At 74.5% G+C, this 12,758-nt stretch carries 14 protein-coding genes; 5 read left to right on the top strand and 9 right to left on the bottom strand.

What is annotated here, in order from left to right:
* Positions 1–56: 56 nt before the first annotated feature.
* The 4 genes from HCN51_RS03630 to HCN51_RS03615 form a co-directional block, all read right to left on the bottom strand.
* Positions 57–815: an ATP-binding cassette domain-containing protein gene (locus HCN51_RS03630; protein WP_206066525.1), complete on the bottom strand. Its 759-nt coding sequence runs from the start codon at positions 813–815 to the stop codon at positions 57–59.
* Positions 812–1,843 (bottom strand): ABC transporter permease, encoded by a 1,032-nt coding sequence (locus tag HCN51_RS03625; RefSeq protein WP_168006739.1) that lies wholly within the window; start codon positions 1,841–1,843, stop codon positions 812–814. Before HCN51_RS03625 ends, HCN51_RS03630 begins: the two co-directional genes overlap by 4 nt.
* The gene (locus HCN51_RS03620) at positions 1,840–2,823 is read right to left on the bottom strand and encodes a sugar ABC transporter substrate-binding protein (protein WP_346433519.1); all 984 of its coding nucleotides are present in this window, start codon (positions 2,821–2,823) and stop codon (positions 1,840–1,842) included. The genes HCN51_RS03625 and HCN51_RS03620 overlap by 4 nt, the downstream gene beginning before the upstream one ends.
* Before the next feature lie 104 nt (positions 2,824–2,927).
* Positions 2,928–3,707 (bottom strand): helix-turn-helix domain-containing protein, encoded by a 780-nt coding sequence (locus HCN51_RS03615; RefSeq protein ID WP_168006735.1) that lies wholly within the window; start codon positions 3,705–3,707, stop codon positions 2,928–2,930.
* Between the two features lie 63 nt (positions 3,708–3,770).
* Between HCN51_RS03615 and HCN51_RS03610 the strand changes: the two genes are divergently transcribed.
* Complete coding sequence (locus HCN51_RS03610) at positions 3,771–4,577, top strand: SDR family oxidoreductase (protein ID WP_168006733.1); 807 nt, start codon at positions 3,771–3,773, stop codon at positions 4,575–4,577.
* Positions 4,578–4,613: 36 nt separating this feature from the next.
* Here the strand turns inward: HCN51_RS03610 and HCN51_RS03605 are convergent, their stop codons facing one another.
* Genes HCN51_RS03605 through HCN51_RS03595 form a run of 3 tightly spaced genes read right to left on the bottom strand, consistent with a single transcriptional unit; the run spans position 4,614 to position 7,150 of the window.
* Positions 4,614–5,189, bottom strand: a complete 576-nt coding sequence (locus tag HCN51_RS03605; RefSeq protein ID WP_168006731.1) for a helix-turn-helix domain-containing protein — start codon at positions 5,187–5,189, stop codon at positions 4,614–4,616.
* Entirely contained in the window at positions 5,186–5,923 is a 738-nt protein-coding gene (locus HCN51_RS03600) for an alanyl-tRNA editing protein (protein WP_168006729.1), read from the bottom strand. The genes HCN51_RS03605 and HCN51_RS03600 overlap by 4 nt, the downstream gene beginning before the upstream one ends.
* 36 nt (positions 5,924–5,959) lie before the next feature.
* The gene (locus tag HCN51_RS03595; RefSeq protein ID WP_168006727.1) at positions 5,960–7,150 is read right to left on the bottom strand and encodes an MFS transporter; all 1,191 of its coding nucleotides are present in this window, start codon (positions 7,148–7,150) and stop codon (positions 5,960–5,962) included.
* 86 nt (positions 7,151–7,236) lie between these two features.
* On the opposite strand from HCN51_RS03595, the gene HCN51_RS03590 reads away from it, so the two are divergent.
* Genes HCN51_RS03590 through HCN51_RS03580 form a run of 3 tightly spaced genes read left to right on the top strand, consistent with a single transcriptional unit; the run spans position 7,237 to position 9,572 of the window.
* Positions 7,237–8,211 (top strand): helix-turn-helix domain-containing protein, encoded by a 975-nt coding sequence (locus HCN51_RS03590; RefSeq protein WP_168006725.1) that lies wholly within the window; start codon positions 7,237–7,239, stop codon positions 8,209–8,211.
* Between the two features lie 30 nt (positions 8,212–8,241).
* Positions 8,242–8,985: an SGNH/GDSL hydrolase family protein gene (locus tag HCN51_RS03585; RefSeq protein ID WP_168006723.1), complete on the top strand. Its 744-nt coding sequence runs from the start codon at positions 8,242–8,244 to the stop codon at positions 8,983–8,985.
* Entirely contained in the window at positions 8,982–9,572 is a 591-nt protein-coding gene (locus HCN51_RS03580; protein WP_168006721.1) for a TetR/AcrR family transcriptional regulator, read from the top strand. Before HCN51_RS03585 ends, HCN51_RS03580 begins: the two co-directional genes overlap by 4 nt.
* 6 nt (positions 9,573–9,578) lie before the next feature.
* Here the strand turns inward: HCN51_RS03580 and HCN51_RS03575 are convergent, their stop codons facing one another.
* Positions 9,579–10,724, bottom strand: a complete 1,146-nt coding sequence (locus HCN51_RS03575) for an epoxide hydrolase family protein (protein ID WP_168006719.1) — start codon at positions 10,722–10,724, stop codon at positions 9,579–9,581.
* Positions 10,725–10,753: 29 nt separating this feature from the next.
* Positions 10,754–11,377, bottom strand: coding sequence for an HAD-IA family hydrolase (locus tag HCN51_RS03570; RefSeq protein ID WP_206066524.1), 624 nt, complete (start codon positions 11,375–11,377; stop codon positions 10,754–10,756).
* 55 nt (positions 11,378–11,432) lie between these two features.
* Here HCN51_RS03570 and HCN51_RS03565 point away from each other — a divergent pair, with 55 nt between their 5' ends.
* A complete protein-coding gene (locus tag HCN51_RS03565) occupies positions 11,433–12,722 on the top strand; it encodes an ROK family transcriptional regulator (RefSeq protein WP_206066523.1) in 1,290 nt (429 codons plus the stop codon).
* Positions 12,723–12,758 lie beyond the last annotated feature (36 nt).

Here is a 12,758-nt window from a genome sequence, read left to right as displayed (position 1 = left end):
TTGTGCCTGCCCGCAGGTCCGGCCGACCACCCGGGCACGTCAAAAGTCGGCCAAGCTCATTCGCGGCGCAGCTCGTGCGCCAGCTCCTCCAGCTCCGCCCCGCCCGCCATCAGCGCGGTCAGCTCCTGCGCGGTGATGTCGTCCTTGCCGTACTCGCCCATGCTCGTCCCCCGGTTGAGCAGCAGGAACCGGTCGCCCACCGGGAAGGCGTGGTGCGGGTTGTGGGTGATGAAGACGACGCCGAGCCCCCGGTCGCGGGCGCGGGCGATGTAGCGCAGCACCACGCCCGCCTGCTTGACGCCGAGCGCCGAGGTGGGCTCGTCGAGGATGAGGACGCGGGCGCCGAAGTGCACGGCCCTGGCGATGGCCACCGACTGCCGCTCGCCGCCGGACAGCGTCCCGACCGGCTGGTCCACGTCGCGGATGTCGATGCCCATGGCGCGCAGCTCCTCGCGCGCCACCCGCCTGGCCTTCGCCACGTCGAACCCCAGACCTTTACGTGGTTCGGAGCCGAGGAAGAAGTTCCGCCAGACCGACATGAGCGGGATCATCGCCAGGTCCTGGTAGACGGTGGCGATGCCGCGGTCGAGCGCCTCGCGGGGGCTGGCGAAGCTCACCTCCTGCCCGTCCACGAGGTACGTGCCGGCGTCGTGCCGGTGCACCCCCGACAGGATCTTGATGAGCGTGGACTTGCCCGCGCCGTTGTCGCCGAGCACGCACAGCACCTGCCCGGCCGCCACGCTCATCGACACCTCCCGCAGCGCCAGCACCGAGCCGAACGTCTTGCCGATGCCCCTGGTCTCGAGGATCGTCAATGCCGCACCTCCTCCGCGTACCGCCGGACCAGGCGGTTGGCCAGCGTCGCGAGCAGCAGCATCGCGCCCAGGAAGAACTTGAACCAGTCGGCGTCCCAGCCCAGGAACACGATGCCCTTGTCGGCCATCCCGAAGATCACCGCGCCGATGGCGGCCCCGATGGCGGAGCCGTACCCGCCGGTGAGCAGGCAGCCGCCGATGACGGCGGCGATGATGTAGATGAACTCCTGGCCGATGCCGATGTTGGCCTGCACGGAGGTGTAGCGCAGCGCCAGGATCGAGCCGACCAGCCAGGCGGCGAACGCCGTCGTCATGAACAGCGCGATCTTCGTACGGGCGGCGGGCACGCCCACCGCGCGCGCGGCCTGCTCGTTGCCGCCCACGGCGAAGATCCAGTTGCCGGCCCGGGAGCGCATGAGCACCCACGTGGCCACCGCCGTCACCGCGATCCACCACACGATCGCCACCCGGAACGACGTGCCGCCGACGTCGATCGTGCCGGCGAAGACCGCGTTCGCCACCTCGAACCCCTCGGCCCGGCGCAGCCCGCTGACCTGCACCGTCCCGGTGATCGCCTTCGTCACGCCCAGGTTGACGCCCTGGAGCATCAGGAACGTGCCCAGCGTCACGATGAAGCTGGGCAGCCGCGTCCGCGTGACGACCAGCCCGTTGGCGAGCCCGACGGCCAGCGCCACGACCAGGCCCACCAGCATCGCCAGCCACACGTTGAGCCCGAACCTGGTGGCCAGCGTCACCAGGATCAGCCCGCTCGTGCCCGTCAGCACGCCCGCCGACAGGTCGAACTCGCCGCCGATCATCAGCAGCGCCACCGCGACCGCCATGATGCCGAGCGTGGCGGCCGGGTCGAGCCAGTTGGCGATGCCGTCCGGCGAGCGGAACACCGGCGACTGCGCGGCGAAGAACACGAACACCACCACGAGCCCGACCACCGCGCCGAGCTCGGGCCGGATGAGCAGGCGGCGGGCCAGCCCGACGCGGGCGACCCGCTCGTCGGCCGCCACCGTCATCGGGTGCCCGCCTCGGCCAGCTTGGCCACCTGGGAGGCGTTGTCCTTGGTGACGAACCCGGGCCCGGTGTTGACCGGCAGGCCGCCGCCGACGGTGTTGAGGTTGCTCTTGTACAGGTTCAGGAACGTGATCGGCAGGTAGCCCTGGAGGTACTGCTGCTGGTCCACGGCGAACAGGACCTCTCCGTCGTTGATCGCCGCCACCACGTCCGCCGACAGGTCGAACGTGGCCAGCTTCGCCTGCGAGCCCGCGTCCTTGATGGCGTCCCTCGCGGCGACGGCGATGGCCGGGTTGAGGGCGAGCACGCCGTTGACCTGCTGGTCGGACTGGAGCTTCGCGGTGACCTTGGAGGTGACGTCGGCCAGGTTGCTCACGTCCACCTGCAGCCGCTCGACGGTGCCGCCCAGCGTCTGCTCGGCGCCCTTGCAGCGCTGGTCGAGGCCGACGTTGCCGGCCTCGTGGATGACGCACAGCAGCTTGGTGACGCCGGCCGCCTTGAGCTGCTCGCCCGCGCCGCGCCCGGCCACGTCCTCGGACTGGCCGACGTGCGTGATCGCGCCGAACTGCTTGGAGAAGTCGGCACCCGAGTTGATCGTCACGACGGGGATCTTCGCAGTGACGGCCTTGCCGATGGCCTCCTTCAGCGCGTCGGGGTTGGCCATCGACACGACGATGCCGTCCACCTTCTCGGAGACGGCCTGGTCGATGAGCTGCGACTGCTTGGCCGGGTCGCCGTCACCCTGGTAGGTGACCTGCACCCCGTACTGCTTGCCCGCGGCCTCCGCGCCGTTCTTGACCACGTCCCAGAAGGAGTCGCCGGGGGCGCCGTGGGTGATGACGGCGAAGCTCGCGCCGCTGCCCTGCGGGGCCGCGGAGGAGGCAGGCGGGGCGGCGCTCTGCTGCCCTCCCGCCCCGGAAGAGGAACAGCCGGTCACGGCGAGCGCGCCCAGCAGGGCCAGCACGATCGGGGTACGTCTCACAGGACACCTCCAAGACCAACGGGCTCGCCCTGGTTCTACCCCAATGTCATCTGTTCGTATAGACATGCTGACTTATACGCGGAGGCATGCGGGGCCGCCGCCGGTCAGAGCAGCCGGGCGAGCGCGGACTCGGAGGAGCTTCCCGGCTCCGCCTGGTAGACGATGATCACTTGGTGCTCGGCGCCGCCGACGGTGAGCGCCTGCCGCCGCAGGGCCAGCTCCCCGGCGACCGGATGGGCGAACCGCTTGAGCTCGTCGCGGGCGGGGCGCGCGTCGTGCAACGCCCACAGGCGGCGGAAGTGCTCGTCGGCCTCCAGCTCGGCCACGAGCCGGGCCGTCCGCGGATCGCGCGGGTCGGACTCGGCGCGCAGGGCCGCGGCCGTCTGCGCGGCGATCCGCTCCCAGTCGGGGAACAGCCGGCGGGTCCCGGGGTCGAGGAACACCTCCCGCGCCAGGTTGTGGCCGGGCTCGTACATCGGGGCGAGGGCGCGGGCCCACTTGTTGGCGGCCAGCACGTCGAAGCGCCGGTCGCGCACGTACGCCGGGCTGCCCACCCACGCGTCGAGCAGCCGGTGCACCTCCGCGCTGACCCCGGCCTCCGGCAGCGGCGCGGGATCGGGGGCGGCGAGGGCGAGCAGGTGCGCCGCGGCGTCGGCGTCCAGCTCCAGCGCCCGCGCGAGGGCCCGCAGCACCTGTGGCGACGGATGCCGGTCGACGCCCTGCTCCAGCCGGGTCAGGTACGGCTCGCTGATGCCGGCCAGGCGGGCCAGCTCGTCCCTGCGCAGCCCCGCCACCCGGCGCCGGCCGGGGCTGCTCTGCCGGGAGGGCCGGACCCGGGCCCGCCGGGCCTTCAGGAACTCGCCCAAGGCGTTGTCACCGGCCATACCGGCAGGGTAACCCTGGCGGGGTGCTGGTTACGCACCGGCGGCCCGTACAGGGTGGAACGCATGAAGAACTGGTTCATCACCGGCGCGTCCCGGGGGTTCGGCCGCATCTGGGCCGAAGCCGCCCTCGCCCGCGGCGACCGGGTCGCCGCCACGGCGCGCCGCCCCGAAGCCCTGCGCCGGCTTGCCGAGACGTACGGGGACGCCGTCCTGCCGCTCCCCCTCGACGTCACCGACCGGGACGCCGTCACCGCCGCGGTGCGGCAGGCCGCCGATGCCTTCGGCCGCCTCGACGTCGTCGTCAACAACGCCGGCTACGGCCTGTTCGGGATGGTCGAGGAGGTCACCGAGCAGCAGGCCCGCGCGCAGCTCGACACCAACCTGCTCGGCCCGCTCTGGGTCACCCAGGCCGCGCTGCCGCTCCTGCGCGCCCAGCACGGCGGGCACATCGTGCAGGTCTCCAGCCTCGGCGGGCTGGCCGCCTTCCCCACCCTCGGGCTCTACAACGCCTCGAAATGGGCGCTGGAGGGCATGAGCGAGGCGCTCGCCCAGGAGGTGGGCCCGCTCGGCATCCACGTCACGATCGTCGAGCCCGGCCCCTACGGCACCGACTGGTCGGGCGCGTCCGCGGTCCGTACCGAACCGATCGCCGCCTACGAGCCGATCCGCCGCGCCCGCCAGGCCGGCGCGACCGCCCGCGCACCCCAGGACCCCCGGGCCACCGCCGGCGTCATCCTCGAACTGGTCGACACCGACGAGCCGCCCCTGCGGCTCTTCCTCGGCACCTACCCCTATCCCGTCGTCGAGGCCGCCTACCGGCAGCGGCTGGAGACCTGGAACGCGTGGCGGTCACTGGCCGAAAAGGCATGACCGGAGCACACCCCACAGGGGGCGGTGGCCGGCCGCTCAACCGGCGACCGGTGAGGCGATGACGACGGTGACGTCGGCGGGGGTGTCGCCGGTGCTGTAGCGGTGCGGGGCGTCACCGGCGAAGGCCAGCATGTCGCCGGGCCGCAGGTGGCGGAGATCGTCGGCCGGGCCGGCGAAGAGGCTGCCGGAGGCGACCAGCAGGTGCTCGGTCGTGCCGGGAGCGTGGGGGACGCCGTCGACGGCGGTGTCCGGCGGCAGGCGCAGGCGCCAGATCTCCAGGCTGTGGCCCCCGCTGATGCGGCGCAGCAGCTCGCGGGTGGGCTCGCTCTCGCGGGCGGCCGTCGAGGCGAGGTGCACGGTGGCGGGGTCGCCGTGGCGGATGAGCAGGTCGGTGAGCGGGATGGCCAGGGCGACGGCGATGGCGTCGAGCGTGTCGAGGGTGGGATTGCCGAGGCCCGCCTCCAGCTGCGACAGGGTCGCCTTGCTCAGCCCGGTCCTGCGGGCCAGCTCGGCCTGGCTCATGCCGCGCTGCTGCCGGCGGCGCTGGATCTGGGCTCCGGCCGCGGCGGCGGCACTGCTGGCCGGGCGGCGGTCCCGGCCGGGCGCGCTCATCGCGGCGGCCTGTGCGCGGCGGTGTAGGAGACGCGGACGCGGCCCTTCTTCAGCTTCACGCCGGAGATGGTCACCTCAAGCAGGTCGGCCAGGCTGCGCACGTGGGTGCCGCCGCAGGGGGCGGCGTGCACGTCGCCGATCCGTACGACGCGGCGCCCCTCGTCGTCGCGGTGCGCGGTGACCGGCAGGTCGTCGGCCACCGCCGCGGCGACGAACGCGCGCAACCGGTCGGCGGCCCGCTCCCTCTCCCCCGCGTCGGCCAGCCGCGCCGCGGCCTCGGCCCCCGGCGGGGTGAGCTCGACGCGGGCCTGGCCGGGGAAATGATTGTTGCCCGCGAGCGTCCAGCCTTCGGCCCTGGCCGCCGCTTCGACGAGGTGACCGGCGGTGTGCAGCGCGGCGTGCAGCAGGCGCAGGCCGGCGTCGATGCGGGCGTGCACGAGATCGCCCTCGGCCAGGCCGTCCAGCCCGGCGCCCGCACCCTCGGCCGCGCCCTCTCCCGCACGGAGCACGACCAGGCCGGTCGCGGGGTCGCGTACCGGGACAACCTCGTGCTCGCCCAGCCAGCCGCGGTCGGCGGGCTGGCCGCCGCCCTGCGGGTGGAAGAGGTTGCGGCGCAGGGCGACCCACGCGCCGCCGGCCTCGTCGCGCCCGGCCGCGGTGACGCTGGTGTCGATGGCGGTGAGGTAGGTGTCCTCCAGGTAGAGGGCATCCTGCTTCTCGTTAAGGTGAACCATAAGTTCATCATAACGAACGCCACTGAGGAGGAGTGGTCAGAGTTTCGCTTCCGCCGGGCGTCGCGTGCGGGTGCGGGTGCGGGCGAGGAGGAACGTGGCCAGGGCGACGGCGATGATGCCGGCGCCGAACCCGCGGAACGTGGCCACCGGGCCCGAGGCGCGCACCACGAAGCCGGCGGCGATGGCGGGCAGGGAGATGGCGGCGTACGCGACGACGTAGAACGCGGACATGACGCGGGCGCGGTGCTCGGGCGGGGCCGCCGCGCCCAGCAGCCCCAGGGAGCCGCCGAGCCCGAGCCCGCCGCCGAGGCCGATGACCACGCTCGACAGGATGAACCCGGTCGCGCTGCCGGCCGAGACCGACAGGGCGAGCAGGGCGACGCCGGCGGCGAGCCCGAGCATGCCGATCGAGAGCTGGGCGAGCACCGGCAGGCCGCGCCCGCCGGCGGGGCCGGGGAGGCGGCGGGCCAGGGTGGGGGCCAGCGCGGCGGCCGTGCCCATGACGAAGATGGCCAGCCCGCCCGGCAGGTTGCCCGCCGATCCCATGAGGGCGGGTGCGAGCGCGGGCACCAGCGCCAGGTACAGGCCGACGATCGACCACGACGAGGTCACACCGAGCCCCGCCAGCACGAACGAGCCCACGATGTCTCTCGGCACGCCGGGCGCCGCCATCCGGAAGCCGGCCCGCGCGCCCAGGGTCTCCGGCCGCCGCCAGACGCCGGCGAGCAGGAGCAGGGTCACCACCGCGAGGACGGCGAAGGGCGTCAGGAGGGGTGCGGGCGCGTACTCGACCAGGACGGCGCCGAGCAGCCCGCCGCCGCCCATGCCGAGCCCGCTGGCCAGCGTGTTGAGCACCCCGGCGGTGGCGGGGCGCAGGTCGATCAGGGCGGCGCCGGCGGCGCTGATGGCGACGCCGGTGGCCACTCCCTGGAGGCCGCGCGCGACGAACAGCCAGCCCGTCCCGGACGCCGCGAGGAACAGCCCCAGCGAGACGAGCAGCCCGGCGAGCCCGGTCAGGATGGCCGGGCGCCGCCCCCACGAGTCGGAGATCCGCCCGAACAGCAGCAGCGCCGCGAGCACCCCCAGGCAGTACGTGGCGTAGATCAGCGACAGCGTGGACGTGGGGATCGCCCAGGCGGCCGCATAGAGCTTGTAGAGCGGGGACGGCGTGGCCGACGCGGCCAGACAGAGACCGATGACCCCGGCCTTGATGGTGATGTCGTTCACTCACCCCACCCTGGCGAAGGCGATCTCCGGCCACGAGTGGCAGGACTGCCCACCTTCGTCAAAATCCTGCCGCTAGGGTGGAAGGCATGAGGAGCCCCGGAGTGGTCGCGCTGGCCGTGATCGACGGCATGCCGATCTTCGAGCTGTCCATCGTGTGCGAGACGTTCGGCCTGGAGCGGCTCGATCTCGCCAACCCCTGGTACGAGCTGCGACCGGCCGCCGCCGGGCCGGTCCGCACCCGTCACGGGTTCGCGCTGACGCCGCCGTACGGGCTGGACGCGCTGGTGAGCGCGGACACGGTCGTCGTCCCCGCGCTCCCGGCCGACTACGTGGACGGGGACGCCCGGCTGGACCCGGAGCTGCTGGACGCGCTCAGGGCCGCGCACGAGCGGGGCGCGCGGATGCTGTCGCTCTGCACGGGCGCGTTCGCGCTGGCCGCGGCGGGCCTGCTCGACGGCCGCACCGCGACCACGCACTGGATGCGGACGGACCTGCTGCGCGCCCGCCATCCGCGCGTCCACGTGGATCCGTCCGTCCTGTATGTGGACGACGGCGACATCCTGACCAGCGCGGGCCGCAGCGCCGGGCTGGACCTGTGCCTGCACGTCATCCGCAAGGACCTCGGCTGGGAGGTCGCCAATCAGGTGGCCCGCCGCCTCGTCGTGCAGGCGCACCGGCCGGGCGGCCAGGCCCAGTACATCGACGCGCCGATGCCCCGCACCGACGGCGACGGGCTCGCGCCGCTGCTGCAGTGGGCGGCCGGGCGCCTGCACCGGCCGCTCACCGTCGCCGAGCTGGCCAGGCAGGCCGGGCTGAGCCCGCGCACGCTGGCCCGGCGCTTCCACGAGGCGACCGGCACGACACCGCTGCGCTGGCTGCACGCGCAGCGGCTGGCGCGGGCCAGGCAGCTCCTGGAGTCCACCGACCTGCCGGTGGACCGGGTCGGCGAGGAGTGCGGGCTGGGCTCTGCGGGCAACCTGCGCCACCACTTCATCCGCGCGGTCGGCGTGACACCGACCGAGTACCGCAGGGCCTTCCACGAGACCCGCCTGTCTTGCTGAAAGCGTACGAACGATCGTATCTTTTGTTGCATGACGACCCTGTACGCGGAAGAGTCGGACCCCTTCTGCCTGCCCGTCCAGAGCCCGGCCTGGCTGGCCGGAGCGCCCTGGCGCCGGTTCGCCACCATGGGCGACAGCCTGGCGGCCGGCACCCACGGCCCCAGCCCGGGCTACGCGGACATGGGCTGGTGCGAACGGCTCGCCGGGCTGCTCCGCCGCGTGCACCCCGACCTGGCGTACCTGAGCACCGCCACCATCGGGGCGACGGCGGCCGACACCCTCCACGGCCAGCTCGCCCGGGTCGCGGAGTTCGGCCCTGACCTCCTGCACGTGTCCTGCGGCGCCAACGACCTGTGGCGGCGCGCGCCCGACCGCGCCGCGATCGAGCGGGACCTGCGCCGGCTCTTCGCGGGCGCCGCCGCGACCGGCGCGCTGCTGACGACGTTCACCCTGGGCAGGGCGTTCGTGGTGGCGCGCTTCCCCGACTGGCACGACCGGGTGCGCGCGCTGAACGACGTCATCCGCGCCCTGGCCGCCGAGCACGGCGCGGTGCTGGCCGACATGTGGGACCACCCGGTCAACGACCGGCCGGGCCTGCTGAGCGCCGACGGCGTGCACTTCTCCGCCGCGGGCCAGGCCGTGCTGGCCGCCGAGCTGGTCAAGGGCCTGGCGGCGCACCTGCCTCGGCCGCCCGCCGGGGATGCGGGTGTGGCCGGTGCCCAAGCTCGCGTGGGTACGATCGTTCGCAGTCTCGACCGGGGAGGAGCCACATGACCGGCGATCAGCGCGTGGCACGCGGCACGCGCTCCAGGATGACGATCACCCGCCACGCCGTGGACGTGGCCTCCGTCGAGGGCCTGAGCGGCCTGTCCTTCGGCCGGCTCGCCACCGACCTGGGCATCAGCAAGGGCGGCGTGGCCACGCTGTTCCCCTCCAAGGAGCAGCTCCAGGTCGCCACGGTCGAGACGGCGCGCGAGGTGTTCCTGGAGGCGGTCGTCCAGCCGGCGTCGGCGGCGCAGCCCGGCCTCGCCCGGCTGCGGGCCCTGGTCGAGCGGTGGATCGCCTACGCCGAGGCGCCGCTGTTCCCCGGCGGCTGCTTCTGGGCCGCCGGCCTGCCCGACTTCGACAGCCGCCCGGGGCCGGTCCGCGACCTCCTGGCCGGCCAGCGGCGGGCCTGGCTGGGCCTGCTCGCCGAGCAGGTGTCGGAGGCCGTCGCCGCCGGGGAGATCGCCGACGCCGATCCCGAGCTCACCGCGTTCCAGATCGACGCGCTGCTGAACGCCGCCAACCTCGCCCTGCGCCTCGGCGAGCCGGGCGTCGCGGGCAAGGTCCGCCGCGCGATCGGCGGCCTGCTGATCTGAGAGGGTTCACCTTACTTTCCGGAAGAAGGCCCGCAGTTCCTCGACGAACAGGCCCGGCTGCTCGAACGCGGCGAAATGGCCGCCCTTGTCCGGCTCGTTCCAGTGCAGGATGTTCGTGAAGCGCCGCTCGGCCCACCGCCGCGACGGCCGCGGGTTCTCCCCGGGGAAGATCGAGCATCCCGTCGGGACGGTGACCCGGTCCGTCGGCGCGGCGGTGAAGAGCCGCTGGACGGCCTTGAAGCTCTCCCAGTAGAGCCGGGCGGCGGACGCGCCGGTGCCGGGCAGCCAGTAGAACATGAGGTTGTCGAGCAGTTCGTCGCGGGTGAGCACCTCGCCGTCCGTCCACGACCGGAACTTCTCGACGATCCACGCGCACAGCAGCGCCGGCGAGTCGACGAGGCCGTAGCCGATGGTCTGCGGCCGGGTGGACTGCTCCAGCGAGTACCCGTCGCCGTCCTCCTGACCCCGCTCCAGGTCGGCGATCGCGGCCCGTTCGGCCGGGGTGAGGTCGCCGAACGTGGCCGGGTCCGGGCCCGCCAGCGGCGGCACGAGGTGGATGCCGGCCACGCGGGCCGGATCCCGCAGGCCGATGAGGGTGCTGATGGTCGTGCCCCAGTCGGAGCCCGCCGCGCCGTAGCGGTCGTAGCCGAGGCGGGCCATCAGCGCGGTCCAGGCATCGGCGATGCGCTCGACGCCCCAGCCCGGCCGGTCCGGCTTGTCGCTGAAGCCGTAGCCGGGCAGGGACGGGCAGACGACGTGGAAGGCGTCCCGGGCGTCCCCGCCATGGGCGGTCGGGTCGGTGAGCGGGCCGATCACCTTGAGGAACTCCACGACCGAGCCCGGCCAGCCGTGCGTCAGGACGATCGGCAGCGCGTCCTCGTGCGGTGAGCGGACGTGCAGGAAGTGCACCCCGAGGCCGTCCAGGGACGTCCTGAACTGCGGGAACGCGTTCAGCCGCCGCTCGGTGGCGCGCCAGTCGTACTCCTCCGCCCAGTACCGGCACAACGCGCGCAGGTAGCCCAGCGGGACGCCCTGCGACCAGTCGCCGGCCGTCTCCTTCTCGGGCCAGCGGGTGCGCCGCAGCCGCTCGCGCAGGTCGTCCAGCTCCGCCTCGGGGATGTCGAGCCGGAACGGGGTGACGTGATCGGACATGCTGCCTTCCTCGCTCAGATGGAACGGTGTCACGGCTGCCGCAGCAGGTCGGCCAGCCGATTGAGGTCGGGCAGGGACAGGTCGCCGGGCAGCCCGCGCAGGGCCGCGACCGGCATGCCCGCCGCGCGGCCTGCGGCCAGCCCCGGCTCGGAGTCCTCCACCACCAGGCAGGCGGACGGCGCCACCCCCAGGCGGCGCGCGGCCTCCAGGTAGCCCTCGGGGTCGGGCTTGCCCGCCCGCACGTCGTCGATCGTCAGGAGCAGGGGCGCGTCGATCGCCGCCGCCCGCAGCCGCGCCCTGGCCAGGCGGCCGTCAGCGCTGGTCACCACGGCCCACGGCAGCCCGAGCCGGGCCAGCGTGGCGAGCAGCGGGTGCGCGCCGGGCGCCGCGGTGACGTCGGCCAGGTCCTCGTACTGCAGGGCGTGCTGCCGCCGCGTCGCCGCCGCGACCTCCTCGTCGTCCAGGCCGGGCAGGAGCCGCCGGATCGTACGGGCCGCCGGGCTGCCGTGGGCGACGGCGAGCACCGCGCCGAGGTCGACGTCGTACTCCTTCGCCCAGAGCGTCCAGGCCCGCTCCACCGAGGCGTCGGAGTCGACGAGGGTGCCGTCCATGTCCAGCAGGACCGCTCGGATCGCGGTGAGATCTGGTCGCACGGTGTCCCCCTTCGATTAAACTCGTGTATCGAGCATAAAGGAAGGAAAAGGACGCATGGCAACCGCACGGAGCCGCTCCCGGTCCGCGCGCGCCACGGATCTCCGCTGGCGCGGCGCGCTGGCCGTGCTCGACGAGATGCGCCGCGAGCCGGGGGTGACCAGGGCGGCCGTCGCGCGGCGGCTCGGCCTCAGCACCGGCTCCGCCACAGAGATCACCTCCCGGCTGCGCGACCTCGCCCTCCTCGCCGAGACCCCCGCCGCCCCCGCCTCGCGGGGCCGCCCGACCAGCGTCCTCGTCCCCCACCCTGAAGGGCCCGTCGTGATCGCCGTCGACCTGCGGCAGGAGGACTGGCGCTGCGCCGTCGCGGCCCTCGACGGCCGGCCCGTCGTCGCGGACGGAGGCCCCCACCACAGCCGGGCGCCCGAGCGGGTGATCGGGACGGTGGCGCGGGCGGTCGGGCGCCTGCGCGACCGTTACGGCGAGCGGGTCCGGGCGATCTCCGTGGCGGTCGCCGCGACCGTGCGGCACGGCACCGTCGTCCAGTCCTCCGTCCTCGGCTGGGACGCGGTGGACCTGGCCGCCCTGGCCGGGAACGCGGTGGTTCCGGCCCCGCCGACCGGGGACGCGGCGGACCCAGCCGTCCCGACCGGGGACGCGGGGGGCCTGATCGCACGGGTCGGGGACGCGTCCGCCCCGCTGCTCGTCGGTAACGACGCCACCCTCGCCGGGCTGGCCGAGGCGCGGCACGGCGTCGCGGCGGGGGCGGCGGCCGTTCTGCACGTCACCGTGGAGGTGGGCGTCGGCGGCACCCTGGTCCTCGACGGCCGGCCCCTGCACGGAGCGACGGGCGCGGGTGGCGAGTTCGGGCACCTGCCGTTCGGCGATCCCGGGCTGCGCTGCCCGTGCGGCGCCTCCGGGTGCTGGGACCTGGAGGTCGACGGGCGCGCCATCGCCCGCCACCTCGGCGACCCCCCGCCCCGCGACCCCCGCACGTACGCCGAGCAGGCCCTGGCCCGAGCCCCGGCGGACCCGGCCGTGCGGGACGCCGTCGGCCGCGCCGCGACCCGCCTGGGCCGCGGCCTCGCCGGGCTGGTCAACGCCCTCGATCCCGCCGTCGTCACGCTGGGCGGCCTCGCGCAGCCGCTCCGGGCCGCGGCCGAGCCGGAGTTCACCGCCGCCCTGGCCGACGGCCTCATGCGGTTCCGCCGCCCGGCCCCGCCGCCCGTGCTGCCCGCCGCCCTCGGCCGGGACGGGGCCCTGCACGGGGCGGCGGTGACCGGGCTCGACCACGTGCTCACCGAGGACGGCCTGACCGCCTGGGCGGCCCTGCGCTCGTCCACGTGAAGTGCTCTCACGGCGGCGAGCGGCCGTGCGGGGCGA

Origin of the sequence: Nonomuraea composti (assembly GCF_012034275.1) — a bacterium.
GTDB lineage: Bacteria > Actinomycetota > Actinomycetes > Streptosporangiales > Streptosporangiaceae > Nonomuraea > Nonomuraea composti.
The sequence above is the reverse complement of the archived record's forward strand: the minus strand, read 5'-3'. Positions and strand labels throughout refer to the sequence as shown.